Origin of the sequence: Bacillus sp. LNXM12-1, from assembly GCF_003004375.1 — a bacterium.
Classification (GTDB): domain Bacteria; phylum Bacillota; class Bacilli; order Bacillales; family Bacillaceae; genus Bacillus.
On record NZ_PVWX01000002.1, the window covers coordinates 513,785 to 538,717 of the forward strand.

26 protein-coding genes and 1 other annotated feature (1 of these 27 running past the window's edge) are annotated in these 24,933 nt (G+C 40.3%); of the genes, 23 read left to right on the top strand and 3 right to left on the bottom strand.

Going from position 1 to position 24,933, the window contains the following annotated elements; all coding sequences use genetic code 11:
- The first annotated feature begins 4 nt into the window (after window positions 1–4).
- From flgL to C6Y07_RS10140, 14 genes are all read left to right on the top strand, one after another.
- Window positions 5–916, top strand: coding sequence for a flagellar hook-associated protein FlgL (flgL, locus tag C6Y07_RS10075; protein ID WP_066031682.1), 912 nt, complete (start codon window positions 5–7; stop codon window positions 914–916).
- A gap of 48 nt (window positions 917–964) precedes the next feature.
- Window positions 965–1,543: a DUF6470 family protein gene (locus C6Y07_RS10080; protein ID WP_034660143.1), complete on the top strand. Its 579-nt coding sequence runs from the start codon at window positions 965–967 to the stop codon at window positions 1,541–1,543.
- A 28-nt stretch (window positions 1,544–1,571) separates the two neighbouring features.
- A complete protein-coding gene (gene fliW, locus C6Y07_RS10085) occupies window positions 1,572–2,006 on the top strand; it encodes a flagellar assembly protein FliW (protein WP_034660142.1) in 435 nt (144 codons plus the stop codon).
- On the top strand, window positions 2,000–2,224 hold the full coding sequence (gene csrA / locus C6Y07_RS10090; protein ID WP_095285728.1) for a carbon storage regulator CsrA: 225 nt from the start codon (window positions 2,000–2,002) through the stop codon (window positions 2,222–2,224). Before fliW ends, csrA begins: the two co-directional genes overlap by 7 nt.
- Window positions 2,225–2,385: 161 nt before the next feature.
- Window positions 2,386–2,727: a flagellar protein FlaG gene (flaG, locus tag C6Y07_RS10095; RefSeq protein WP_060597391.1), complete on the top strand. Its 342-nt coding sequence runs from the start codon at window positions 2,386–2,388 to the stop codon at window positions 2,725–2,727.
- Window positions 2,728–2,747: 20 nt separating this feature from the next.
- Window positions 2,748–4,262 carry a flagellar hook-associated protein 2 gene (locus C6Y07_RS10100; protein ID WP_106048174.1) on the top strand — a complete coding sequence of 505 codons (1,515 nt, stop codon included), beginning with the start codon at window positions 2,748–2,750 and terminating at the stop codon, window positions 4,260–4,262.
- A gap of 17 nt (window positions 4,263–4,279) precedes the next feature.
- Entirely contained in the window at window positions 4,280–4,684 is a 405-nt protein-coding gene (gene fliS / locus C6Y07_RS10105) for a flagellar export chaperone FliS (RefSeq protein ID WP_058013567.1), read from the top strand.
- Complete coding sequence (fliT, locus tag C6Y07_RS10110; protein WP_060597386.1) at window positions 4,681–5,022, top strand: flagella biosynthesis regulatory protein FliT; 342 nt, start codon at window positions 4,681–4,683, stop codon at window positions 5,020–5,022. Before fliS ends, fliT begins: the two co-directional genes overlap by 4 nt.
- A 13-nt stretch (window positions 5,023–5,035) precedes the next feature.
- Window positions 5,036–5,416: a DUF8042 domain-containing protein gene (locus tag C6Y07_RS10115; protein WP_034660137.1), complete on the top strand. Its 381-nt coding sequence runs from the start codon at window positions 5,036–5,038 to the stop codon at window positions 5,414–5,416.
- Between the two features lie 33 nt (window positions 5,417–5,449).
- Window positions 5,450–7,135 (top strand): methyl-accepting chemotaxis protein, encoded by a 1,686-nt coding sequence (locus tag C6Y07_RS10120; protein ID WP_106156648.1) that lies wholly within the window; start codon window positions 5,450–5,452, stop codon window positions 7,133–7,135.
- Between the two features lie 189 nt (window positions 7,136–7,324).
- The gene (hpf, locus tag C6Y07_RS10125; RefSeq protein WP_003213481.1) at window positions 7,325–7,888 is read left to right on the top strand and encodes a ribosome hibernation-promoting factor, HPF/YfiA family; all 564 of its coding nucleotides are present in this window, start codon (window positions 7,325–7,327) and stop codon (window positions 7,886–7,888) included.
- Between the two features lie 186 nt (window positions 7,889–8,074).
- Window positions 8,075–10,600, top strand: a complete 2,526-nt coding sequence (secA, locus tag C6Y07_RS10130; protein WP_060597383.1) for a preprotein translocase subunit SecA — start codon at window positions 8,075–8,077, stop codon at window positions 10,598–10,600.
- Between the two features lie 67 nt (window positions 10,601–10,667).
- A protein-coding gene (gene prfB, locus C6Y07_RS10135; protein WP_106030559.1) for a peptide chain release factor 2 occupies window positions 10,668–11,769 on the top strand; the annotation gives its coding sequence in 2 pieces (ribosomal slippage) (window positions 10,668–10,739 and window positions 10,741–11,769; 1,101 coding nt in all).
- A 124-nt stretch (window positions 11,770–11,893) separates the two neighbouring features.
- Window positions 11,894–13,687 carry a M3 family oligoendopeptidase gene (locus C6Y07_RS10140; protein WP_060597382.1) on the top strand — a complete coding sequence of 598 codons (1,794 nt, stop codon included), beginning with the start codon at window positions 11,894–11,896 and terminating at the stop codon, window positions 13,685–13,687.
- A 16-nt stretch (window positions 13,688–13,703) separates the two neighbouring features.
- On the opposite strand, the gene C6Y07_RS10145 is transcribed toward C6Y07_RS10140, so the two are convergent.
- Window positions 13,704–14,438 carry an alpha/beta family hydrolase gene (locus tag C6Y07_RS10145; protein ID WP_106156650.1) on the bottom strand — a complete coding sequence of 245 codons (735 nt, stop codon included), beginning with the start codon at window positions 14,436–14,438 and terminating at the stop codon, window positions 13,704–13,706.
- Window positions 14,439–14,627: 189 nt separating this feature from the next.
- Between C6Y07_RS10145 and C6Y07_RS10150 the strand changes: the two genes are divergently transcribed.
- The 5 genes from C6Y07_RS10150 (at window position 14,628) to C6Y07_RS10170 (ending at window position 19,181) form a co-directional block, all read left to right on the top strand.
- The gene (locus tag C6Y07_RS10150; protein WP_003212797.1) at window positions 14,628–15,476 is read left to right on the top strand and encodes a YitT family protein; all 849 of its coding nucleotides are present in this window, start codon (window positions 14,628–14,630) and stop codon (window positions 15,474–15,476) included.
- Between the two features lie 48 nt (window positions 15,477–15,524).
- Entirely contained in the window at window positions 15,525–15,854 is a 330-nt protein-coding gene (gene cccB / locus C6Y07_RS10155; RefSeq protein ID WP_106030555.1) for a cytochrome c551, read from the top strand.
- A 380-nt stretch (window positions 15,855–16,234) separates the two neighbouring features.
- On the top strand, window positions 16,235–16,921 hold the full coding sequence (gene ftsE / locus C6Y07_RS10160) for a cell division ATP-binding protein FtsE (RefSeq protein WP_034660129.1): 687 nt from the start codon (window positions 16,235–16,237) through the stop codon (window positions 16,919–16,921).
- On the top strand, window positions 16,914–17,804 hold the full coding sequence (gene ftsX / locus C6Y07_RS10165; protein WP_034660128.1) for a permease-like cell division protein FtsX: 891 nt from the start codon (window positions 16,914–16,916) through the stop codon (window positions 17,802–17,804). Before ftsE ends, ftsX begins: the two co-directional genes overlap by 8 nt.
- 111 nt (window positions 17,805–17,915) lie before the next feature.
- Window positions 17,916–19,181, top strand: coding sequence for a murein hydrolase activator EnvC family protein (locus C6Y07_RS10170; RefSeq protein ID WP_034660127.1), 1,266 nt, complete (start codon window positions 17,916–17,918; stop codon window positions 19,179–19,181).
- Window positions 19,182–19,231: 50 nt separating this feature from the next.
- On the opposite strand, the gene C6Y07_RS10175 is transcribed toward C6Y07_RS10170, so the two are convergent.
- On the bottom strand, window positions 19,232–19,972 hold the full coding sequence (locus C6Y07_RS10175) for a sulfite exporter TauE/SafE family protein (RefSeq protein WP_034660126.1): 741 nt from the start codon (window positions 19,970–19,972) through the stop codon (window positions 19,232–19,234).
- A 153-nt stretch (window positions 19,973–20,125) separates the two neighbouring features.
- On the opposite strand from C6Y07_RS10175, the gene ctpB reads away from it, so the two are divergent.
- The 3 genes from ctpB (at window position 20,126) to C6Y07_RS10190 (ending at window position 23,528) form a co-directional block, all read left to right on the top strand.
- A complete protein-coding gene (gene ctpB / locus C6Y07_RS10180) occupies window positions 20,126–21,574 on the top strand; it encodes a carboxy-terminal processing protease CtpB (protein ID WP_106156652.1) in 1,449 nt (482 codons plus the stop codon).
- Window positions 21,575–21,918: 344 nt separating this feature from the next.
- The gene (locus tag C6Y07_RS10185; protein WP_007500014.1) at window positions 21,919–22,272 is read left to right on the top strand and encodes a swarming motility protein SwrAA; all 354 of its coding nucleotides are present in this window, start codon (window positions 21,919–21,921) and stop codon (window positions 22,270–22,272) included.
- 68 nt (window positions 22,273–22,340) lie between these two features.
- Window positions 22,341–23,528 (top strand): PDZ domain-containing protein, encoded by a 1,188-nt coding sequence (locus C6Y07_RS10190; RefSeq protein WP_060597377.1) that lies wholly within the window; start codon window positions 22,341–22,343, stop codon window positions 23,526–23,528.
- Window positions 23,529–23,538: 10 nt separating this feature from the next.
- Here C6Y07_RS10190 and C6Y07_RS10195 read toward each other — a convergent pair whose 3' ends face one another.
- Window positions 23,539–23,904, bottom strand: coding sequence for a winged helix-turn-helix transcriptional regulator (locus C6Y07_RS10195; RefSeq protein ID WP_034660123.1), 366 nt, complete (start codon window positions 23,902–23,904; stop codon window positions 23,539–23,541).
- 229 nt (window positions 23,905–24,133) lie between these two features.
- On the opposite strand from C6Y07_RS10195, the gene C6Y07_RS10200 reads away from it, so the two are divergent.
- The gene (locus C6Y07_RS10200; RefSeq protein ID WP_060597376.1) at window positions 24,134–24,808 is read left to right on the top strand and encodes an NAD(P)H-dependent oxidoreductase; all 675 of its coding nucleotides are present in this window, start codon (window positions 24,134–24,136) and stop codon (window positions 24,806–24,808) included.
- Window positions 24,809–24,898: 90 nt separating this feature from the next.
- Window positions 24,899–24,933, top strand: a binding site (T-box leader); it runs 190 nt beyond the window's last position.

The following is a 24,933-nucleotide window of genomic DNA, read 5'->3' on the forward strand; positions in this document are numbered from 1 at the left end:
GCTGATGCGAGTCACACAAGGTATGATTTCTCAAAACTCACTTCGTAATATTAGTAAAAGTTATGAAAAACTTTCTAAAATAAATGAGCAAGCACAAACAGGGAGACGTTTCACAAAAACGTCTGATGATCCCGTTGCAGCAGTAAAAAGCCTTCAATATAGCACAGCAATGTTTCGAAATGAACAATATCAAAAAAACTTAAATGAAGCACAAAACTGGATTGATACATCTGAAACAAGTGTCACTGAAATCATTGATATTATGTCAAATGTACGAGATAAAGTGCTTGATGCGGCTAACGGAACAAAGCAGCCAGAAGATTTAGCAGCTATCGGAGTGGAAATTGGCCAGATGAAGAAACAAATCATTGACGCAATGAACACTCAGATGTTAGGTAAATTCGTATTTAATGGAACGAATACAAATGTCAAACCAGTTGTCGAGAACGCAGATGGTACGTTTACGTTTAACTTTGAAAACTATACAGATGCAAATGCCGTTAAGTCGAACATTTCTGATGGTATCACTTTAAATGTGAACTCAAATCCAATTTCAGCGTTTGGTGGACAGTCTGCCAGCGGTCAAAATGTCATTGAAATGCTGACGGATTTAGAAAACTCATTGAAAAATGGAACGTTCGCAAATTCTGATGATGCGTTAGGAAGTATCGATCAGTTTAAAGAAGTGATGAGTGCTGAGCGCTCGGACCTAGGAGCCCGTTCAAATCGTGTTGACTTAGTAGGCAGTCGCTTGACTTCACAATTCGAAGTACTGAAAAATGCCAAATCAGATAATGAAGATGTAGAAAGTGAAAAAGCAATTATTGATCTTCTTCAACAAGAGGTTGTGAATAGAGCTGCTTTAGCAACGACGGCTAAAGTTATTCAGCCATCCCTTGTCGATTTCTTAAGATAATAAAAAGCATCCGTTGGGTGCTTTTTTGCATCATGGAGGTGTACCTATATGCAAATCCCTAGATTGTTAATGCAACAAACCTATGCAAAGCTGCAAATGTCGACAACTCCTTCTCGGCAAGAAGTAGAGCAGCCAAGAGCAGACCTTGAGATTCAGCAGCCCAGAGCCGTCATGAATATGACAAGGACACCGTCAAAATTAACAATAGATCAAACCGAAGCATTTGCCGATATGGATATCAAGTCGATTTTTAGACGATCTGAGGAATGGGCAGCTGAGGGGAAACGTGCTGTTGGAGAGGGAATGGGCCGAAGAGCGGAAGAAGGCAGTGAACTCATCAAGATCGAGAATGGTGGGAATGCAATTGCCGAGTTTGCCAAAATCAATGGCACCCCTCCAGCCAAACAATTCACCATTGGTGTGATCCCTTCATTCTTTAGTGTCAAAATTCACTATCAGCCATCTGAGCTTCAAATTGATGTGGAGCCTCAAAAAGCTATTATAGAGGCAACGCCTCATAAACCAATCGTTAACTACCAGCCAGGTAAGGTCAATATTGATATGTTACAATACCCAGATTTAAAAATAGAAGTTGACGAAACGGGCCAAAATGGTGATAAGGTATAGTTAAGAAAAATGAAAAAGGTCGTGAATTATGATCATTCAAACAAAATACCATGGTGAAATGACAATCAAAGAGGAGCAAATCATCAACTTCTCTAATGGAATACCAGGATTTCTAGATCAACAACAGTTTGTCATTTTACCTTTATCAGAAGAGTCTCCATTTTTAGTTCTTCAATCATTGAAAAACGCAGAGTTAGGCTTTATTGTCAGCAGTCCGTTTTTATTCTTCAATCAATATGAATTCGATCTAGACGAAACGGTCGTAGATATTCTAGAAGTAGAAGATGCCAATGATGTGGAAGTCATGGTGATCTTAACAATGGAATCTTCTATTGAAAAAACGACAGCCAATTTAAGAGCGCCTATTATTGTGAACCGGAAAAACATGAAAGCCAAGCAGGTGATTTTGCATGATTCAGCCTATCATACAAAACATTTGTTAGAGGTGGCATCCTCATGTTAGTTCTCTCGCGTAAATTAAACCAGTCGATTCAAATTGGCGATGATATTGAAGTCAAGATTATTTCAATCGAAGGCGATCAAGTGAAAATCGGGATTGAGGCTCCTAAGCACATTGATATTCATAGAAAAGAAGTGTACCTGTCTATTCAAGAAGAGAACAGTCGTGCTGCGAGTTTATCCGTAGATCTCCTCACTCAATTATCCTCACAAAAAAAGTGAGGATTTTTTTATCTAATTCAGTTGTCCTTCTCCGTATGAAAGCGTTTCGATGTGTGTGTTTATAATCTATATGAAACTTTAACAAATCTGTCCATCTATATTTAATTTGAAAATTCAAAGCCGATATAAAAGATAGATTAAAGCACAGGAGCTGAATAACTATGTCTGTTGGTAAGTTGACATCGCTAGAGCCAATTATCGATGCATTTCAAACCCGTGTTTCTAATAACCAGAATGACAATGTAAACTCTGATTTACAAGCAAATGGCAAGGTCGTTTCAAAAGAAGAAATTGAAAAAACGCTTCAAGGAGCAAACAAGCTCATTGAGCCCACTCAATTTCATCTGCAATTTGAATTACATGAAAAACTCAATGAATATTATGTCAAAGTCGTAGATAACCAAACAGAAGAAGTCATTAGAGAAATTCCTTCCAAGGAATGGCTTGATTTCTATGCGGCAATGACAGAAATTGTCGGTTTATTTGTAGATAAAAGAATGTAAGTGAAGGGAGAACATAAAAAATGGTCAATCGAATTACTGGATTTTCAAATGTGTTTGATATTGATGAAATCGTATCAAAGCTAATGAAAACTGAGCAAGCACCACTTGATAAAATGACACGCCAGAAACAAACACTTGAATGGCAAAGAGACAGCTATCGCGAGGTGAACTCGAAAGTCAAAGAATTAGATGATTTGATCAACAGTTTAAACTTAACGCGTCCAAGTACATATGGCGCAAAAAAGGTGACAAGCTCAAATGAATCTGCTGTCACAGCAACTGGCTCAACTAATGCTGCCTCTGGCTCAATCAATGTCACCCAATTAGCGACAGCTTCCGTCTTCAGATCATCTGGTACATCTGGATTTACACCAACAAATGGCACGTTTACATTCGAAGTGACGACACCAGATTCGACAAAACCGAAAACGGTGACGATCAATACTTCTGATACCGATACAATTGATGACATCGTGAAAAAGCTGAACAACTCGCAATTAGGTGTGACGGCTTACAAAGGACAGATCTTTGACGGATCAAACTATGTCGATACGGTCGCTCTCACTTCACGGACAACGGGAGAAGGTGTCAGTATTAAAGCAGCTGATGGTAATTCAGCTTCATTCTTCACTCAATTAGGCTTCCAAGTGGATGGAGATAACAAATTAGTTGCGACCACTCAAGGGCAAAAAGCACAATACGAGATTAATGGTCTGAAAATGGAAAATAACAACAATACATTTGAGCAAGCTGGTATTACGTACGAGCTTAAAGGGACAACCGATAAGCCTGTCAGCTTAAACGTTTCAACAGATGTCGATACAATCTTTGATAAAATTAAACAATTTGTTGATAAATACAATGAACTTGTTGAGCAGGTCAATGGCAAAGTCAATGAAAAAAGAAATAGGGACTATCATCCTTTAACAGCTGAAGAGAAAAAAGCAATGTCTGACAAAGAAGTGGAGCTATGGGAAACGACAGCGAAGTCTGGCTTGCTGAGAAGTGATTCCATTTTACGAGGTGGTGCCTCTAAAATAAGAAGTGATTTTTATGCTGATATTACGACAAGTGATGGGAATAGAATTCACATGACACAAATCGGAATTACCACTTCAGATAAATATAAAGATGGCGGAAAGCTTGTCATTGATGAACCGAAACTAAGAAAAGCCATTGAAGAAGACCCACAGAAGATCAGTCAAATATTTATGTCAGGTTCGCTAAATGTGGATTCAAAAGATAAAGATAAAGCGCAGCAGCAATATCAAGAACAAGGAATCATTCATCGTATCAAAAATTCCTTATCAGCCTTCACGAAGAGCATTCAAACTAAAGCTGGCAGCACAACAATGCAATTAAAGGAATACGGACTTGGTAAGGACCTTGATTCTTTAACAAAACGAATGGATACATTCCAAGATCGTTTAAAAATGGTTGAAACCCGCTACTACAAAAAGTTTAACGCCATGGATAGCGCGATTCAAAAGCTAAACAACCAATCTGGCTATCTTTCTCAACTGCTTGGACAATAATTGGAGGTTTATAACATATGGCAATACAGAACCCTTATGCCGCCTATCAGAAAAATTCTATTGAGACTGCAACACCTGCCGAGTTGACGCTTATGCTTTATGAAGGCTGCTTAAAGTTCATTAGACTAGCGAAGTATGCCATTCAAAAAGAGGATGCAGAAACGAGAAATGTGAACCTGAAAAAGGCTCAAAACATCATTCAAGAATTAAATGTTACCTTAAATCGTTCTTATGACGTATCAAAGAGTATGGCAAGTATGTATGATTACATTTATCGCAGACTGATTGAAGCCAATCTTCAAAATGACGAAGAGATGTTGAATGAAGTAGAGCAATACGTAACTGATTTTCGTGATGCGTGGAAGGAAGTTATTCAAACCGATCGAAAAGGGCGCCACCACTCTATCGGGGGATCTCTATGAGTATTGTGGACCAGCTGTATGACCGAACATTAAAAATGGCAGCCGAAATAGCGGCAAATCCACAAAGTGACACCTTGGTTGAAGATTTTGATGCCTTTTTAATTGAGAGAGACGAATTAATGAGAGATATTCAGCATGAGCTGACGGATCAAGAAAAAGAGAAAATCAAAGAAATCATCCAAACAGATCAACAGATGGCGAAGCAATTAACTGTTATCCAAAATGGGATAAGAGCAGATATTCAAGCCATTCAAAGAAAGAAAACAAAACAGCTGAATTATCAAAATCCATACCAGCCTATGACGAGTGACGGCGTATATTACGATAAACGGAAATAATTAGGTGAGACCTGTGGCGTATCGTTCAGATGACTATATTTTATTAACCACATATTATGAACTTCTATATACGATAGAAGAGAGTCTAAAATATTTAGATGAAATTGAGAAGGATTTTGCTAAAACTGAAGGGGATCGGATCTTTAATGATCTGATCCATGCCTTCTTTCATTTAGAGACAACACATCCCCTTCTGCTTTCAATTATAGAAAATGAGCACTTTGCCAAAACGATTCGTTCGTTTGATCAAATTTTTTTAAGTTTTGATATACTAGCTTTCTATACATTCCCTTCAATACACTTCCAATCATTCCTTACATCATATTTTATACCTGAATATAGAAAGTGGATGGATGAAATACATGCCTGTATGAGGCCGTATGTCATTCATTAATTTTTGTTCAATTCAGACCATTCGGAGGAAATTATGAGACTAAAAAATCAATTTTTGTTTGGGCTTATTGTCATATGTGTATTGTTTGTCAGTATTTTAGGGTTCTCAAGCTTTATCTATTACAAAACAGATCAATCCTACAAGACGCTTCTCAGCAAAGAAGTGAAGCTTTATCAGACCTCACTGGAATTAGAGACGCTTTTGCAAAAGCAGGAAGCGCAAATCAAAACCTATGTTGTCGTGCAAGATGCTGAAAATTTACAGAAAATTGAGCAAACATATGAAGAGATTAATAAGAAAACAACTGAAGCTTCAAAAATGAGCGCTGTCAAACAAGCAAAAAATCTATTAGATCAAATCTCAGAAAAAAATTATCTTTACTACACCTCAACGAACCGACTATTTAATTCATTGAATATGCAAAATCAAAAAGAATTCAACACCCGCCTCAGTCAAGAATTACAGCCTATCGAACAAGAAATACATACCTTTACAAAAGAATTTGCTCAAACCCAGTTGAAGCAACGTGACCAGAAAATCAATCAGCTCAATCAAGACAGTAACCAATTACTATTCACACTCATTCTAGTTAGTGCGGTCATTATTGTTGGCTTTTTGGTGATTGGGACAAGATTCGTTTATCGTATGACAAAGCCGATTGTTTCTGTCACAAATGCCGCGAGAAGGATGGCAGATGGTGATCTTACACTTGAAGAGATTGAAGTGACCTCTAAAAATGAGATTGGCCAACTCGGTACCGCTTTTAATCAAATGACGACTCATTTACGTCAACTCATTTTACAGGTGCAAAATGGATCAAGACAATTAGCTGATTCTGCTGCTCAGTTTGAGGAAACCATTCATCAAACAATATCGGCAAGTGAGCAGACGTCTAGTTCGATTGAACAGGTCGGTGAAGCTTCACGTGAACAATCAGACGCGGTCGGAAAAGTAGCTTCTGCGATTCAAGAAGTCTCGACTGGTATGCAAAATGCAGCTGAACATACATCCGATGTTTCGGGTCACTCAATTTCAGTGACTGAAAAGGCTGAAGAGGGTGCAGCACTTATTCAGCAATTTGTAAAACAAATGAACTCTATAAAAGCGTCTGTGAATGAACACCATTCCACAATGGCTCATGTACAAACCCAGTTTACTGGCATTGAAGATTTGTTAGGTCATATCCATGCCATTGCTGACCAAACGAATTTGCTTGCTTTAAATGCTGCTATTGAAGCGGCAAGAGCAGGAGAACATGGAAGAGGCTTTGCGGTTGTAGCAGATGAAGTGAGGAAACTGGCGGAAGAATCTAGTCAGCTGACAGATCAAATTAGTCAATTACTCGCGAACGTGAACAAAGATACTGAAAAATCATCACACTCGATGACAAAGGTTGAGCAGGATGTAGCAGAAGGTGTGAAAGTATCGCAATTGTCTGAACAGAGTTTTCATGAAATCCTGGAATCTATTCGTGATATTTCGATGAAAGCAGAGGAGCTTTCAGCCACTGCAGAGCAAATTTCAGCTAGTACAGAGGAAATATCTCAGACGGTTGGGGTCATTGAAGAAGGAGCCAAACGCAATTCAGAAGAGACGGAGTACATGTCTGCTGCTGTTGAAGAATCATTGGCGGCAAATGAAGAGATGAAAGCAGCGGCGGAAGATTTAAAAACCTTATCTCATTCGCTGAAAACATCCATTTCATCTTTCACGATTTAAACGTGAGCTGGTCTTTTTCAAGAATGAGCCGAATATATATTCATCACCTATCAAGCAACAGTTGAAGCACCGCAAAATTCGACAAATTTCAATGAATATTCACATTTTTTTTACGTTTGAGCAGGAGAAAAGGAGGGAAAAGTAGAAATAGGTTTACATATCCTTAATTTTAAAGGAGGCGTTCTTTACATGAATTACAATGTCAGAGGAGAAAACATCGACGTAACACCTGCACTAAGAGATCATGTCGAGAAAAAAATTGGAAAGCTGGAGCGTTATTTTGAAACAGACGTAGATGCTTCAGTCAACGTGAACTTGAAGTTTTACAATGATCAAGAATCTAAAGTTGAGGTTACCATTCCAATGACTGATCTAGCACTTCGAGCTGAGGTGCATAATGAAGATATGTACAATGCAGTAGACCTAGCAGCCAGTAAATTAGAACGTCAAATTCGAAAACACAAAACAAAAGTAAACCGTAAATTCCGCGAGCAAGGTGCCAAAAAACACTTATTTGCTGGAGGAAATGGGACGGCTGATGTAGCTGTTCAAGATGACGAAGAAATTGATGAAACAGAAATCGTCAGACAAAAACGATTCAATTTAAAACCGATGGATAGCGAAGAGGCCATTCTTCAAATGAACATGTTAGGTCATAGTTTCTTCGTCTTCACAAATGCTGAGACAAATTTGACCAATGTGGTCTATCGCCGAAATGATGGCAAATATGGACTCATTGAGCCAAACGCTTAATCTGATCTAAAAACAACCTAAAAAAAGTAAACCCGTTCCCTTCATAAGGGGCGGGTTTTTTGTGCGAAATCATTGCAAATTCTTTGGAAATGAAGGAAGGTATGGTATGATAAATGCAGGTAAATATGGACCTGTCAATCTTTTGGACATGCCGAAAAATTGCATGAAATAGAGGAGCGTTATTATATGCTTGGAATCTTAAACAAAGTGTTTGATCCTACGAAACGTACGATCAGCAAATATGAAAAAAAAGCAAATGAAATCGAAGCTCTCGCACAAGATTTCGAGAAATTATCTGACGAGGCTTTACGAAATAAAACGATTGAATTTAAAGAAAAACTTGAAAAAGGACAATCCGTGGATGACCTGTTGGTTGAAGCATTTGCAACGGTTCGCGAGGCATCACGCCGCGTGACAGGAATGTACCCGTTTAAGGTGCAACTCATGGGGGGGATCGCGCTTCATGAAGGCAACATCTCTGAGATGAAAACAGGTGAAGGTAAAACGTTGACATCAACAATGCCTGTTTATTTAAATGCTCTTTCTGGAAAAGGCGTCCACATTGTGACAGTCAACGAATATTTGGCAAGCCGTGATGCAGAGGAAATGGGCAAGATTTTTGAATTTCTTGGCTTAACGGTTGGCTTAAACTTAAACAGCTTAGACAAAGATGAAAAAAGAGAAGCGTATGCCGCTGATATCACGTATTCAACAAACAATGAACTGGGCTTTGACTATTTACGAGATAACATGGTGCTTTACAAAGAGCAAATGGTTCAAAGACCGCTTCATTATGCCGTGATCGATGAGGTTGACTCCATCTTAATTGATGAAGCGAGAACACCTCTTATCATTTCTGGACAAGCTGCGAAATCTACAAAGCTTTACGTACAAGCCAATGCATTTGTTCGTACATTAAAAATAGAAGATGATTTCACATATGATATTAAAACAAAAAGTGTACAGCTAACAGAAAGCGGAATGACGAAGGCGGAAAAAGCATTCGGCATCGAGAACTTATTTGATGTTAAGCATGTTGCGCTGAACCATCACATCGCTCAGGCGCTGAAGGCACATGTTGCGATGCAAAAAGATGTAGATTATGTCGTTGAAGAAGGCCAAGTCGTTATTGTTGACTCTTTTACAGGACGTTTAATGAAAGGACGCCGTTATAGTGAAGGTCTGCATCAAGCTATTGAGGCAAAAGAAGGTCTCGAAGTGCAGAACGAAAGTATGACCCTTGCAACGATTACGTTCCAGAACTACTTCCGTATGTATGAAAAGCTATCTGGTATGACTGGTACAGCGAAAACGGAAGAAGAAGAATTCCGTAACATTTACAACATGCAGGTTGTGACAATTCCGACCAATCAACCAGTGGTTCGTGATGACAGACCTGATTTAATTTACCGCACAATGGAAGGTAAATTTAAAGCAGTGGCTGAGGATGTTGCGCAGCGCTATATGACAGGGCAGCCAGTTCTTGTCGGAACAGTAGCGGTTGAGACATCTGAGCTTATTTCTAAGCTGCTTAAAAATAAAGGGATTCCTCATCAAGTGTTAAATGCGAAAAACCATGAGCGTGAGGCACAAATTATTGAAGAGGCTGGTCAAAAAGGTGCCGTCACCATTGCGACAAACATGGCAGGTCGTGGTACGGACATCAAGCTTGGCGAAGGCGTCAAAGAGCTTGGCGGTCTAGCTGTGATTGGGACAGAGCGTCATGAATCACGACGTATTGATAACCAGCTTCGCGGACGTTCTGGTCGTCAAGGAGACCCAGGGATTACTCAATTCTATCTCTCCATGGAAGATGAATTGATGCGCCGATTTGGTGCAGAGCGCACGATGGCGATGCTTGACCGCTTTGGCATGGATGACTCTACACCTATCCAAAGTAAAATGGTGTCTAAAGCCGTTGAATCATCTCAAAAACGCGTCGAGGGGAACAACTTTGATTCCCGTAAACAGCTTCTGCAATATGACGATGTACTTCGTCAGCAGCGTGAAGTGATTTACAAACAGCGCTTTGAAGTCATCGATTCTGATAACTTAAAATCGATTGTCATCAATATGATTCAATCTTCAATTGAGCGGGCTGTTGGTTCTTATACGCCGAAAGAAGAGCTTCCTGAAGAATGGAAACTAGATGGGCTTGTTGAATTAATCAACACGAACTATTTAGATGAAGGAGCTATTTCGGTCAAAGATATTTATGGCAAAGAAGCAGATGAAATCACCTCCTTCATCATGGATCGTATTAAAGAAAAATACGATGCAAAAGAAGAAACATATGGCGATGAACAAATGCGAGAATTTGAAAAAGTCATCGTTCTTCGTGCGGTGGATTCAAAGTGGATGGATCATATCGATGCAATGGATCAGCTGCGTCAAGGGATTCATTTACGCGCGTATGCACAAACAAATCCGCTTCGTGAGTATCAAATGGAAGGATTTGCGATGTTTGAGCATATGGTTGCTTCAATCGAAGATGATGTAGCCAAATATGTCTTAAAATCAGAAATTCAAAACAACCTAGAACGTGAAGAAGTCGTTCAAGGCCAAACAACTGCTCATCAGCCTCAAGAGGGTGATGAGGAGAAGACAGTGAAAAAGAAGCCGGTACGTAAAGTCGTAGACATTGGGCGAAACTCACCATGTCACTGCGGAAGCGGCAAGAAATATAAAAATTGTCATGGGAAGACAGAATAAGTAATGGAAAGAGGTGAAAACCTCTTTCTATTCATGTCAGCCCCCATACATCTATGAGGTGAAGGATATGGAATTAGTAGAAATTAGACAAGAGCTTGAAAATATGGCTAGCAGGCTAGCTGATTTTAGGGGGTCTCTTTGACCTCGAAACAAAAGAAGCCAAAATTGCAGAACTCGAAGCGACAATGTCAGAAGCTGATTTTTGGAATGATCAGCAAAAGGCACAAGGCGTCATCAATGAAGCCAATGCACTAAAGGATAATGTGAATGCATACCATGAGCTCAGTGAATCTCATGAAGAGCTGCAAATGACACATGACCTATTAAAGGAAGATTATGACGAGGAGCTTCATGCAGAGCTTGAAAAAGAGCTGAAGAACTTAACCAAGCAGTTTAACGAGTTTGAGTTGCAGCTTCTCTTAAGTGAACCATATGATAAAAACAATGCCATTCTTGAGCTTCACCCTGGTGCAGGCGGTACTGAATCACAGGACTGGGGTTCTATGCTTCTGAGAATGTATACTCGCTGGGCAGAGCGCAGAGGCTTTAAGGTTGAAACGCTTGATTATCTTCCTGGTGATGAAGCAGGAATTAAATCTGTGACATTGCTCATCAAAGGGCATAACGCATACGGGTACTTAAAAGCAGAAAAAGGTGTCCATCGTTTGGTTCGTATTTCTCCTTTTGATTCATCTGGCCGCAGGCATACGTCCTTCGTTTCCTGTGATGTCATGCCAGAGTTCAATGAAGAAATTGATATTGATATTCGGACAGAAGATATCAAGGTAGATACGTATCGTGCAAGCGGCGCAGGTGGACAGCATGTCAATACGACTGACTCTGCCGTTCGTATCACACACATACCAACCAATGTTGTGGTCACATGCCAAACAGAAAGGTCACAAATCAAAAACAGAGAACGTGCGATGAAAATGCTGAAATCGAAACTTTATCAAAGACGGATCGAAGAACAGCAGGCTGAATTGGATGAAATTAGAGGAGAGCAGAAAGAAATTGGCTGGGGAAGCCAAATTCGCTCTTATGTATTCCATCCGTATTCTCTTGTGAAAGACCATCGAACCAATACGGAGATGGGAAATGTTCAAGCGGTCATGGATGGAGATTTAGATTCATTTATCGATGCTTACTTACGTTCGAAATTATCATAAAAACTCGGCTTCTTGCTGGGTTTTTTTAATTGTGAGAAAATATAATGAATATAAAGGAATACATATGCCATACTGACTCTATATCCTTTGTATGATGAAATTAGCAAATAAAGGGGGAAATATTTTGGGATTAACACCATTACAAGAGACGTGGGATTTAGATGCCTTTTTTAAAGGAGGCAGTTCTTCACCAGAATTTAAAACATACCTGCAACACATTCAGCAGCTATTAGATGAATTAAGACAAAAGGTCGATGCCTTTTCAAAAGAAGATACACACATTGAAAGCAGGTTAACGTCTGTCCTTGACACGTATGAAACCACATATAAAAAACTGTCTCAAGCAGGTTCATTTGTATCCTGTCTTCAATCTCAAAATACAAAGGATATGAAGGCTGGCAGTCTTCGAGGTACGATAGCCAAGCTTGAAGCTGATTTAGGTACCATTCTTGCGCTGTTTGATCAAGCGCTTGCTGCCATCTCTCCTGGAAAATGGGAAGATCTCTTGAATTCAGAGGCCTTTTCAGATGTACGCTACATATTAAATGAACGCAGAGAGCGCGTGAAGGATCAATTGCCTGTTGAACAAGAAACGTTGATTCAAAAGCTAGCCGTAGATGGCTACCATGCGTGGGATGAGCTTTATTCTAGCTTGGTGAATAAGATTATGATTCCATTTGAACAAGATGGTGAAACGCAGATGATCTCTGTCGGCCAAGCGGAAAATGCGATGGATGATTCAGATCGTGAAGTCAGAAAGGCCGTATATCATAACTTAGAGCACGCATGGACACAGGATGAACATCTATTTGCAAGCACGCTTAATCATCTGGCAGGTTTCCGTTTACAAGTATATGAAGCAAGAGGCTGGGATCATATTTTAAAAGAGCCGCTTGATATTTGCCGGATGAAACAAGAAACCCTTGATGCAATGTGGTCTGTGATTGATGAACATAAGCAGCCATTCATTGATTACTTACATCGAAAGGCTGACATGCTTGGAGTGGATAAGCTAAGCTGGTTTGATGTTGGGGCTCCTATTGGCAGTGAAACCAAGATCTATCCCTATCAAGAAGCAGCTGCTTTTATTGTGAAACATTTCGCTGGATTTGGAAAAGAGCTTGCTGCCTTTACAGAAAAAGCCTTTAATGAACGCTGGGTAGAAGCTGAGGATCGTCCAAACAAACGAGTAGGCGGTTTTTGTACAAATTTTCCTGACAGCGGGGAGTCACGCATTTTTATGACCTTCTCAGGAAGTCCATCCAATGTGGCGACACTCGCGCATGAGCTTGGTCATTCGTTCCATCAGGAAGTGATGCAGGATGTTCGCATTCTTAATCGCAAATATGCGATGAATGTAGCTGAAACGGCGTCGACATTTGCAGAAATGATTGTGGCTGATGCTTCATTAAAAGAAGCGGCAAATGAAGAGGAGCGTCTCAGTTTGTTAGAGGATAAGCTGCAGCGGAGTGTAGCATTTTTCATGAACATTCAATCTCGTTTCTTATTTGAACAGCGTTTTTATGAAGAGCGTAAACAAGGAGAAGTGCCGGCGGATCGGTTGAATGAGCTGATGGTAGAAGCGCAGAAGGAAGCCTTCGGTGACTCTTTAGATGAATACCATCCACATTTCTGGGCGTCTAAGCTGCATTTCCATATCACAGGTGTACCGTTTTATAATTTCCCATACACATTTGGCTACATGTTCTCACTAGGGATTTATGCAAAAGCCTTGCGGGCTGGTACTTCGTTTGAAGAGAAGTACATTGCATTACTAAAGGATACAGCTTCAATGACAGTAGAAGATTTGGCTCATAAGCATTTAGGCGTCGATCTTACCCAAAAAGCCTTTTGGGAGGAAGCCATTGGTTTAGCTGTAGCAGACGCTGAAGAGTTTTTAGAAGCGACGAAAAAGTAAAAATGAAAAGCTCCTATTACGGGAGCTTTTTTGCTGGTTTTAGCCATTCAAGCATGGTCTGAATGATATCCTTTTGCTGCGTGAGGGCTGGAATGTCCGCAGGCTGATCACCTTTTTGTTTGCCGTACATGCCAAACTGAGCATGGTTCCCGCCTTTTATTTCATGGTAAACGGTTTGAGACGGCAAATTTGTTTTCGATTTCTTGATTTTCTCTTGTGTCGCAAGCCCATCCTTTTCACCTGATATAGAGAGTACGTTCAAGGAGGATGATTTCAAGTTATCTGATGCTGGATAAGACGCAAAGAAAAAGAGACCGTCGAGCTTGCGCTGGTTTTTTTCTGCAAACATAGCGGCAGCTGTTCCGCCTAGTGAATGACCGCCAATATACCAGTGTTTGATCGTTTGATGAACTTTCATAATATCGTGTGCTTTGTTTGTATTAAAAATCGCAAACGAAAATGGCATGTCAGGGATAAAGACAGAATAACCTTTTTTCATCAGTTCATTCCCAATATAGGTATACGCAATTGGTTCCACCTTTGCCCCGGGATAGAGAATAATACCAGTATCGCTTTTTGCTGTTGCAAATATATACACATCGTTTTTATGTTCCACTTGCTCGATGTTCACTTGCTTTTTTAATGCGGCGGATGGTCCGTATGTAAAGCGGCTCCATGTATAGAAAGCACCAAAAGCCAAGATGATCAGTGCAAGTAATGTCATGCCTGTTATCTTCAGTATTTTCTTCATCGCATGTCCCTTCTTTCTCATGTACATATTAAATATACCATCATTTGCTCCTATGCCAAACGGCAAGCACGCTGATCCGTTTGTGTGATAAAGTATTAATCCATTAGCACTGCATTTGGCTGTTATTTACATTCGTTTTAGAAGGGCTTAAAATAGGTGTGCATTCAGAAGTAACGGAGGAAGAAAGACATGAAGCAGGGACATTCACAATTATGGATTGAAGCGAAAAATTACTTGTTCATTTTAATCGGATCAGCCATTGTGGCGATTGGATTTAATACGTTATTATTACCGAATCAGATTGCTGCAGGTGGAGTGAGCGGTATTAGTACGATTATGCAGTCATTCGGCTTTGAGGCGGCATATGTGCAATGGGGACTCAATATTCCGCTGTTTATCGCTGGTTTTTATTTATTAGGCGGGACATTTGGCGTGAAAACGCTCGTTGGCTCTATTTTTTTACCTTTGATGGTGTTTGTCACAAGACATATTGCACCTGTGACACATGAAGCGCTCTTAGCAGCCATTTTTGGCGGAGTGGTGATTGGGATCGGAATAGGGCTCGTGTTCCTTGGAAATGGATCAACAGGTGGAACGGCGCTCGCTGCCAAAATCATCAATAAATATACAGGCCTCACGCTTGGCACCTGTTTAGCGATGATGGATGGCCTAATTGTCCTGGCTGCGATGACTGTTTTTGGGATTGAAGAGGGACTGTACGCTGTCATTGGTGTGTTTATTTCAAGTAAAACGATTGATGTCGTACAGGCCGGCTTCAGTCATTCGAAAATGGCGATGATCATTACAGGGCATGAGGATGAGGTCAGGCAGGCAGTATTTGATCAAATTGACCGTGGTGTCACAAAGATCTCAGCAGTCGGTGGATATACCGACCATGACCGTCCAATTCTGATGTGTGTCGTTGGGCAGTCACAATTCACAAAGTTGAAACAAGTGGTGAAAGCAATCGATGCATCAGCATTTGTCATCGTAATGGATGCAAAAGAGGTGCTTGGTGAGGGTTTTAAAAGGGCGTAAACAAGGATATAATAGCGTTGACCAAATGATTGTAAGGGAGGGAAATTGATGAAAAAAAGCGGATTAATGATGCTGTTTGCAGTGATGCTTCTTGTTCTTGCGGCTTGTGGAGGAAATTCAAGCAGCAGTGACAAAGAAGGCAGCAAAAGTGCTTCAACTGTGAGCAGTGGTGAGGAAATTTATCAGCAAAACTGTATTGGCTGTCATGGGAAAGACCTATCTGGTGGAGGCGGACCAAGCCTGAAAGAAGTAGGGAAGAAATATAATGAAAGCCAAATCGCAGATATTGCACAGAATGGTAAAGGCTCTATGCCAAGCGGAATGGTAGATGAGAAGCAAGCAAAAGAAGTGGCAAAATGGCTTGCAGAGAAAAAATAAAACCTTTGTCTAATCGACAAGGTTTTTTTGTTTTTATATGTAGAAAAAGACTTTTGAATAGTATGAAAACGTATTATATTAAATTTTATTAAAAAAATAAGGGTAAAAAGACATGTTTATCGGTTTTAATTGTTCTTTTTACCTTTTAACTATAAGTTTTGAAATATAAATGTAATACCATTGCGTCGATTCATGACGTATAATTGGAGTTGTTGAAATTTAGACGATTCATTTTTTTCATCTTTTTGGATGAAAAGGACATAAATTGCTTGTACGTATCGAAGGGTATGTGCGTGACCATACATAACGTTTTTTGACGATAAGTGTCAAAACATCATGATAAGCTGTTAGTCAGCAATAAGAAAAGATTAGGTGATTACATGATTGAAATGAAGGAAGTCTACAAGATCTATCCTAACGGTGTAAAGGCGATCAATGGAATCAATGTCTCTATCCACCCAGGAGAGTTTGTGTATGTTGTTGGTCCCAGTGGTGCTGGTAAATCCACTTTTATCAAAATGATGTATCGTGAAGAGAAGCCAACCAAAGGGAAAATCTTAATTAATAGCAGAGATTTAGCCTCAATTAAGGAAAAAGAAATTCCTTACGTAAGAAGAGAAATTGGCGTAGTATTCCAAGATTTCAAACTACTTCCAACCCTCACGGTGTTTGAGAATGTGGCATTTGCTCTTGAAGTCATTGGGGAACAGCCTCATATCATTAAGAAAAAAGTGCTGGATGTACTTGATTTGGTACAGCTCAAGCACAAAGCACGACAATTTCCTGACCAGTTGTCTGGCGGTGAACAGCAGCGTGTATCTATCGCTCGCTCGATCGTGAATAGTCCTGAGGTTGTCATTGCAGATGAGCCGACAGGAAACCTTGATCCAGACACATCTCTGGAAATCATGAAGACACTTGAAGAGATTAATAACCGCGGAACAACAGTCGTCATGGCGACACACAACAAAGAAATTGTAAACAGCATGAAGAAACGTGTCATCGCAATCGAAGATGGAATGATTGTGCGTGACGAAGCAAGAGGGGAGTACGGCATTTATGATTAAAACTCTCTCGCGGCATTTACGTGAGAGCTTCCGTTCACTTGGAAGAAACACGTGGATGACATTTGCATCAATTAGTGCGGTCACTGTCACATTGATTTTAGTTGGGGTTTTTCTTGTGATTATGCTCAACTTGAATAACATGGCATCGAACGCTGAAAAAGAAGTAGAAGTAAAAGTGTTAATCGAATTAACGGCGAATCAAAAGCAGCAGGATGAATTAAAAGCAGAAATTGAGAAGATTCCTGAAATCAGTGATGTGAAGTACTCATCTAAAGATGACGAACTAAAAGCGCTGATTAAAAGCTTTGGTGAAAATGGACAATCCATGGGACTTGTTGATCAAGAAAACCCATTAAACGATGCGTTTATTGTGAAAACATCTGATCCACACGATACACCAAAAGTAGCGAAGAAATTAGAAAACTTAAAGGGTACGTATAAAGTAACCTATGGAAAAGAAGAAGTCAGCCGACTCTTTAATGTGGTCGGAGTGGCGCGAAATGTAGGTATTGCGCTCATTATTGGGCTTTTATTTACAGCCATGTTCTTGATCTCTAATACGATCAAAATTACGATTTTTGCTAGACGTAAAGAAATCGAGATTATGAAACTCGTAGGTGCAACGAACTGGTTTATCCGCTGGCCATTCTTTATTGAAGGATTACTGCTTGGTGTATTTGGTTCTATTATACCAATAGCTCTATTGCTTGGCACATATCAATATGCAGTGGGCTGGGTGGCACCGAGAGTACAAGGCTCATTTATTTCCATGCTTCCATATAACCCGTTTGTCTATCAAGTTTCACTGGTCCTTCTATTGATCGGTGCAATCATTGGTGTATGGGGAAGCTTGACGTCTATCCGTAAATTCTTAAAAGTATAAATCTATTTTTGATGGCAGCACTCGAGAATTTGATAGAAGGTGTGACCGGTTGAACCGATTCATCCGGTCGACTCTTTATGCAGGCAGTTGTCATAGGAGGGGAATATCGTTTTGAAAAGAAAGCTGATGATGGCTGGAATGGCAGCGTTTATTGGAACAACGTGGCTATACATTCCAGGGAACGAGAATCGTGCATTCGCATACGAAGACCTAGATCAAAAACGTCAACAAATCGAAGAGAAAACATCAAAGACTGAATCCACTTTGAAGAAAAAGAAATCAGAGCTGGCTAAGCTTGAAAAGAAAGAATCCAAGCTCAAAAAAGAAATTGAAAAGATTGACCACAAGGTAAGTGCTGCAACTGAAAAAGTCGCTGAAAAAGAAAAAGAAGTCAAACAAACGAAGCAAGAGATCAAGAAACTAAAAAAAGACATTCAAGTCATCAATGATCGAATTGAAAAAAGAAAAGCTATATTCAAAGATCGAATTCGTTCGATGCAAAAAAGCGGCGGTACGATCAACTATTTAGATGTGCTGCTGGGTGCTCGCAGCTTTAGTGATTTTGTCGGTCGTGTTGGAGCTGTCACAACCATTGTCGAAGCAGACAAAGACATGATTACAGAACATGAAAATGATTTAAAGCTGGTGGAGCAAAAAGAAGCAGAGCTAAATAATCAGCTAAATGGACTTGAAACATCTCTGAAAGAGCTAGAAGAGTTGAAAAAGGATTTGTCTAAACAGCAAAAAGAAAAAGAGAAAATCTTAGGGGATGTAACAGATAAAAAGAACCATGCCCATGATGAATTAGGCAAACTTGAAAATGAACAAGAAATTCTAGCGAACCAAAAAGCGGCTGTGAAGTCTGAGGAAGCACGCCGCCAAAAGGAAGAAGCGAAGAGAGCAGAACAAGCAGCTGCTGAAAAAAGTGCACCTGCACCTCAAAGCGGCGGCTCGGATCAAGTATCTGATACACCAGCAAGCAGCTCCGGCTTTATTAAACCAGCTGCTGGCCGATTCTCATCTGGCTTTGGCGGACGTTCAGGCGGACAGCACTACGGTTTAGATATTGCAGCAAAAGGCACAGTATCTGTCGTCGCAGCTGCAGCTGGAACAGTCACGAACTCAAGCTACTCATCGAGCTACGGGAATGTGATATTCATTACGCATAATATCAATGGACAGACCTATCAAACGGTATATGCCCACCTGTCTACAAGAAGTGTGTCCACAGGGCAGAGAGTCGAGCAAGGACAATTCCTTGGATATATGGGGAATACAGGCCAATCACATGGTCAGCATCTCCACTTTGAAATTCATAAAGGATTATGGAATGGCGCTAAATCAAATGCAGTCAATCCAGCGCAATATATCCGCTAATCAAAAAGCCGATAACATCATGTTATCGGCCTTTTTGATTCTAAATGAAATTAAAATAACAGCAGTAAACCGGCAATAATAGGTGTTAACAGTACAGCCGATTTCAATAAGAGCTTCGGTGCAAGGCGTGTGAATTTTGCGCCAATAAATGCCCCTAATACTGTTCCGATTAAAATTTGAATCAGCAAGATAAAATCAACATAGCCCTCTGTAATATATCCAATTCCACCACCAATGGAAATCGGAATTATGACAAGCATTGTCGTGCCAACTGCCTGTCGAATGGAAAGTCTCAGTAAAATCAAAAGTCCTACTTGAATAAATGGTGCAGACCCGATACCAAACATACCTGACAGCAATCCGGATACAAGTCCTAAAATAATACCCCTTATGAGCAGCTGACGTGAAGAAAGCGGCTGATGCTCAGTGTCTTCCTTAAGAACAAATAATTTGATCATCATAAACACAGCGGATAAAAAGAGCATTCCAGCTGTTAAATAGTGCAGACTTTCTTCTGGAATAAAAGGAGCAACCTTAGCTCCTGCAAAAGAAGCAACACAAGCCAAAGCTCCGACAATCAAACCAGATTTCAGCTGAATATTCCCTTCCCGGTAGTGGCTGTATGCACCTGATAACGTCGTAAATGCCATTGCGGCTAAAGACGTCCCGAGTGCGGTATGGATAGGGATATCAAAAATTAACGTAAGCAATGCGATGACAAAACCAGCCCCGCCTGCTCCTACAAATCCTAATAAAATTCCTAATAAAAGCATCGTCAATATAATATACATAGCGAAGACTCCTTCTCGATCATAACAAAATAAAAATTACACCTAATGAAATGATTAGTCAAGCTTTCGCGGGAGAATGTCTTTACATGAAATCCCTTCTTCTGGCATATAATAACTCAGGTCATCAGGAAGAGTTGAAGAAGGAGGCCAAATATGAAAAAACAAATCGCATCTATTATGGCAAGTGTCGTTCTATTAATAAGTGCAGGGGTGATGGCGCATAAAGAGGGAACTCATGCGGAGTCACCGCAAGCAGCTGTTGCAATGGCTGGACAAGCTCAATCAAGTGATAAGGCGAAAGAGAATGGGATGGAGAAAATCGAGAAAGCCTATGACCTGATATCGAATGAATATGTAGAGGAAGTGGATCGCCAAAAGCTGCTTGAAGGCGCCATTCAAGGAATGCTTTCAACTTTAAATGATCCGTACTCAGTATACATGGACAAGCAAACCGCCAAGCAATTTTCTGATTCGCTTGATTCTTCTTTTGAGGGAATTGGGGCAGAAGTGGGAATGGATGAAGGAAAAATCATTATCGTCTCTGCCTTTAAAAAATCCCCTGCGGCAAAAGCAGGTCTAAAGCCGAAAGATGAAATCATCAGCATTGATGGTGAGCCGATGAAAGAAAAAAGCTTAAACGATGCTGTACTGAAAATCAGAGGAAAAAAAGGAACATCTGTCGCTCTGAAAATCAGACGAAATGGGATTGAAAAAGAGTTAACATTCCATATCAAACGAGAAGAAATTCCGCTTGAAACCGTGACTTCTTCTGTGAAAGAGGTAAATGGTCATAAAACGGGCTATATCGCGATCTCTAGCTTTTCTGAAGATACTGCGAAGGATTTCACGTCAAGCCTGAAACAACTCGAGAAAAAGGGCATAGAAGGTCTTGTGCTGGATGTGAGAGGGAACCCTGGCGGCTATCTGCAAAGTGTAGAAGACATTTTGAAGCATTTTATTACGAAGGATCAGCCTTATATTCAAATTGCAGAACGGAACGGCGACAGGAAACGGTATTTTTCAAAACGGAAAGAACAGAAGCCTTATCCAGTCAATGTCTTAATCGATAAAGGCAGTGCATCCGCTTCTGAAATACTTGCTGGTGCTATGAAAGAAGCCGGAAAATATGAAGTCGTCGGTGATGTCTCCTTTGGGAAAGGCACTGTGCAGCAGGCGGTTCCAATGGGTGACGGCAGTAACATTAAATTAACGCTGTATAAATGGCTCACGCCAAAAGGGAATTGGATTCACAAAAAAGGTGTCGTACCGACAATTGCGATTCATCAGCCAGATTACTTTACCGTAGGCCCACTTCAACTGAAAGAACCGCTTCAGCTGGATATGAACAATGAAGAAGTGAGACAAGCACAGACGCTGTTAAAGGGATTGTCATTCGACCCCGGCAGAGTAGACGGCTACTTTGATGAAGAAACGAAAAAGGCGGTTCTAGCCTTCCAAAGCACATACAATCTCGATAAATCAGGTGTGATTGATCTGAAGACAGCGAAAATGATGAACAAAATGGTGGATGAAGTGAAATCCTATGAGAAAAATGATCTTCAACTGCAGACTGCACTAAAAGCACTATATCTTAAAAAATAAAGAGGCGAATAAATGCCTCTTTTTTTTGGTTCATAAGTGTCACGAACATGTAATAGTTTATTCTTAAAAATAAATTATATCGAGAAATATATTCATTTATTTTACAAAAAACATAACATTCCTTCGATTTTACCCGATAACATATTTATATAAGAGACTTTCTGTTGATTTAAACATGTCATGAAAATGAAACTTTTGAAAGTTGTATGTTACATAAATAATTCTTACAATATAAAGTAGCACTCATTTTAAATATTTTATTTTTTGCGGATATTCAGCTTGAGCATTAAGCTGTACCGAGGTTTGCGCTTTTCTTAAAAGAACTAGTAAATGGGGGTACACAATTGAAAAGGGCAAGTATTGTGAGAGAGAAAAAATATTACGAGTTGGTAGAGGAGCTTAAGAGTCGTACGAAAGATGTGACGTTTTCCGCTACAAAGGCATTAAGTCTGCTCATGCTGTTAAGCAGGTACTTGGTCAATTACACAACGGTAGAATCAGTCGACGAAATCGATGAAGACTGTGCTGAGATATACTTCAATTATTTAATGGATAATCATAAGAGACTTGGTATAAACTTAACCGACATCAAGAGGTCGATGCAGCTGCTCGGCGGCATACTAGATGTAGATGTCAATCACTACTTAAAAGATTTTTCACTGTCGAATGTCACACTATGGATGAATCAGGAGAAATAAACCTGGTGTCAAGCATCGATTTATTTGATAGAATAAGAGAAAATGCTTGACTTGGGCGGTGAACGATAATGAGCTCGGAGTGGATGGGAGCTGGATTAAAAGCGGTCGGTCTGTTTTTAATCCACCCTCTTTTTTATTTCATGATATTAATCAGCCTGTTACATGGCTACATCCGCGTAAAGCGGGAGAGAAAAGCGTTTCAAACAAGAATAGAAGATGTATACGATGAACTTAAATTTACATATTCAAAGGGATGGATTCTAGGGATTTGCCTATCCGTCATTTCAGTAGGCTTAGGGATTTCCCTCCCGCCTGGATTCATCGTGCTGATTGCAGCGATGACCATCGTTTGCTCTTTATTCTTTAAGGCGAGTGCGCTTTCGTCTGCATACACACTCGGTTTCAGTTTTATTGCGGCACTTGGACTAATGTATGTCCAAGTGAGCCATTCTTGGCTGCCGCAGCTCTCAATGATGAATGCATCAGCCGTTGTTATTTTGCTAGGTCTTTTATTAATGACCGAGGGGATTCTAGCCTATCGAACGGCGCATTTACGAACATCGCCTGCAATGGTGATGAGTGCGAGAGGACTTTTGATTGGCCAGCAGCGGGCAAACCGCCTGTGGCTTTTACCGCTTGTTTTGCTGATGCCGGCAGGTGAATTTACTTCTTCTCTGCCATGGTGGCCGGTGCTTCAAGTACACGATCAAAGCTTTTCATTTATTTTGATTCCATACATCATCGGTTTCGGGCAGCGGATTCAAGGATCACTGCCAATTGTGAGCATTCAAATTACGGCACGGCGTATTCTCATGCTTGGACTCGCTGTTGCTTTACTAGGTGCTGCAAGTATTTGGTTTGAGCCGATTGCATGGGGAGCTGTATTGATAGCGATTGTCGGAAGAGCTTTCCTCTCATGGAAACAGAGAGTCAATGACAATGCGGCTCCATTCTACTTCTCTAAGCGTAATCAAGGGCTGATGGTGCTGGGAATCATTCCGAATACACCTGCAGCTGATTTAAAGCTTGAGATCGGAGAAGTCATTACAAAGGTGAATGGAATTGAAGTCAAAACCGTTTCGGAATTTTACGAAGCCCTTCAAACCAATCGTGCTCTGACAAAGCTTGAGATCATTGGCTTGAATGGTCAGACAAGGTTTGAGAAACGCGCTTCTTACGAAGGGGAGCATCATCAGCTTGGCATCCTGTTTGTGAAGGATGATCCACAGCAAGAATCAACGGCGATTTCATCATAAAAAAAAGCTGCTAGAGATGGCAGCTTTTTTCTTTTGGGCGAGCTTCTTTTCCATAGGATTCGCCCCATTCACGCATAGCGAAGATGATGGGTTTTAAAGTATCTCCAAGAGAAGTGAGTGAATATTCGACACGAGGAGGGACCTCCTCATAGACTTTTCTGTGAACAACGCCGTCTTGTTCTAGCTCGCGCAATTGCAGCGTGAGAACACGCTGAGAAATTCTTGGCAGAAGCCGGCGTAATTCGTTGTATCGTTTTGGACCGCAAGTCAAATGATAAAGGATCACTCCTTTCCATTTTCCTCCTATTACACTCGTTGTGGTTGAAACGGGACAGCCATGATTGACAATACTGACTGGATTGGATGGTGCACTCATCTTTACACTCCTTTCTAAGACGAAATGGGTGATAAACGAACATGATTGTACCTAACGAACAAAAATGTGCGTACTTGAATCAATGGAAGCTTTTCTTTTACCATAGAGATATCACATCACACATTCGGGCTGTTTGTTTTATTATCATAACAATTTCTATATGGGAATGGAAAGAAATTGGATTGATGAAACTTCTCACCCTAATCGTTCACTAGAAAGGATGAATACCATGCGAGACAAAGAGCAATTAAAAAAAGAAATCATTGAGGCGTATGAATTCCGTCATGCGACAAAAGAGTTTGACCCGACGAAAAAGATTCCAGAAGATGACTTTGCGTTCATTTTAGAAACAGGAAGACTTTCCCCAAGCTCTGTCGGATTTGAGCCTTGGAAATTTCTCATCGTTCAAAATGAAGCATTTAGAGAGAAATTAAAAGAATATACATGGGGTGCGCAAAAGCAGCTTCCAACTGCCAGCCATTTTGTGATCATTTTGGCAAGAACAGACGCCCGGTATGATTCAGCATATGCAGAATACATCAACAAGGAAATCAAGGGAATGACAGACGAAACGTTTGAAATGGTAAAAGAACGCTACAAAGAATTCCAAGAGAATGATCTTCATTTGATGGAAAATGACCGTACGCTCTTCGATTGGGCTTCCAAACAAACGTATATTGCCCTTGGAAATATGATGACAGCCGCGGCACAAATCGGCATTGATTCATGCCCTGTTGAGGGATTCAGCTACGATGAGATTCATCGTATTCTTAAGGAAGAAGAATTACTTGAAGGTGGTCAGTACGACATCTCTGTCATGGCAGCCTTTGGGTATCGAGTCATTGAGCCAAAGCGCGGCAAAACGCGTCGTCCGATGGATGAAGTAGCCGTTTGGATTCGTTAAAAGAAAATGTCTGAAAAAGGCTGTTGACAATTGCGTGGTTAGTCAGTATATTTAAAAAATAAAATCTTTGATAAATAGACAAATTGACTATAAAACGCTTTGACTTGAGAATAGTAAATGAATAT

What these genes read in the sequence shown, in the direction of transcription:
- flgL (WP_066031682.1), top strand. Translation starts at nt 5, where the DNA reads ATGCGAGTCACACAAGGTATGATTTCTCAAAACTCACTTCGTAATATT.
- C6Y07_RS10080 (WP_034660143.1), top strand. Translation starts at nt 965, where the DNA reads ATGCAAATCCCTAGATTGTTAATGCAACAAACCTATGCAAAGCTGCAA.
- fliW (WP_034660142.1), top strand. Translation starts at nt 1,572, where the DNA reads ATGATCATTCAAACAAAATACCATGGTGAAATGACAATCAAAGAGGAG.
- csrA (WP_095285728.1), top strand. Translation starts at nt 2,000, where the DNA reads ATGTTAGTTCTCTCGCGTAAATTAAACCAGTCGATTCAAATTGGCGAT.
- flaG (WP_060597391.1), top strand. Translation starts at nt 2,386, where the DNA reads ATGTCTGTTGGTAAGTTGACATCGCTAGAGCCAATTATCGATGCATTT.
- C6Y07_RS10100 (WP_106048174.1), top strand. Translation starts at nt 2,748, where the DNA reads ATGGTCAATCGAATTACTGGATTTTCAAATGTGTTTGATATTGATGAA.
- fliS (WP_058013567.1), top strand. Translation starts at nt 4,280, where the DNA reads ATGGCAATACAGAACCCTTATGCCGCCTATCAGAAAAATTCTATTGAG.
- fliT (WP_060597386.1), top strand. Translation starts at nt 4,681, where the DNA reads ATGAGTATTGTGGACCAGCTGTATGACCGAACATTAAAAATGGCAGCC.
- C6Y07_RS10120 (WP_106156648.1), top strand. Translation starts at nt 5,450, where the DNA reads ATGAGACTAAAAAATCAATTTTTGTTTGGGCTTATTGTCATATGTGTA.
- hpf (WP_003213481.1), top strand. Translation starts at nt 7,325, where the DNA reads ATGAATTACAATGTCAGAGGAGAAAACATCGACGTAACACCTGCACTA.
- secA (WP_060597383.1), top strand. Translation starts at nt 8,075, where the DNA reads ATGCTTGGAATCTTAAACAAAGTGTTTGATCCTACGAAACGTACGATC.
- C6Y07_RS10145 (WP_106156650.1), bottom strand. Translation starts at nt 14,438, where the DNA reads ATGAAGAAAATACTGAAGATAACAGGCATGACATTACTTGCACTGATC.
- C6Y07_RS10150 (WP_003212797.1), top strand. Translation starts at nt 14,628, where the DNA reads ATGAAGCAGGGACATTCACAATTATGGATTGAAGCGAAAAATTACTTG.
- cccB (WP_106030555.1), top strand. Translation starts at nt 15,525, where the DNA reads ATGAAAAAAAGCGGATTAATGATGCTGTTTGCAGTGATGCTTCTTGTT.
- ftsE (WP_034660129.1), top strand. Translation starts at nt 16,235, where the DNA reads ATGATTGAAATGAAGGAAGTCTACAAGATCTATCCTAACGGTGTAAAG.
- ftsX (WP_034660128.1), top strand. Translation starts at nt 16,914, where the DNA reads ATGATTAAAACTCTCTCGCGGCATTTACGTGAGAGCTTCCGTTCACTT.
- C6Y07_RS10175 (WP_034660126.1), bottom strand. Translation starts at nt 19,972, where the DNA reads ATGTATATTATATTGACGATGCTTTTATTAGGAATTTTATTAGGATTT.
- ctpB (WP_106156652.1), top strand. Translation starts at nt 20,126, where the DNA reads ATGAAAAAACAAATCGCATCTATTATGGCAAGTGTCGTTCTATTAATA.
- C6Y07_RS10190 (WP_060597377.1), top strand. Translation starts at nt 22,341, where the DNA reads ATGAGCTCGGAGTGGATGGGAGCTGGATTAAAAGCGGTCGGTCTGTTT.
- C6Y07_RS10195 (WP_034660123.1), bottom strand. Translation starts at nt 23,904, where the DNA reads ATGAGTGCACCATCCAATCCAGTCAGTATTGTCAATCATGGCTGTCCC.
- C6Y07_RS10200 (WP_060597376.1), top strand. Translation starts at nt 24,134, where the DNA reads ATGCGAGACAAAGAGCAATTAAAAAAAGAAATCATTGAGGCGTATGAA.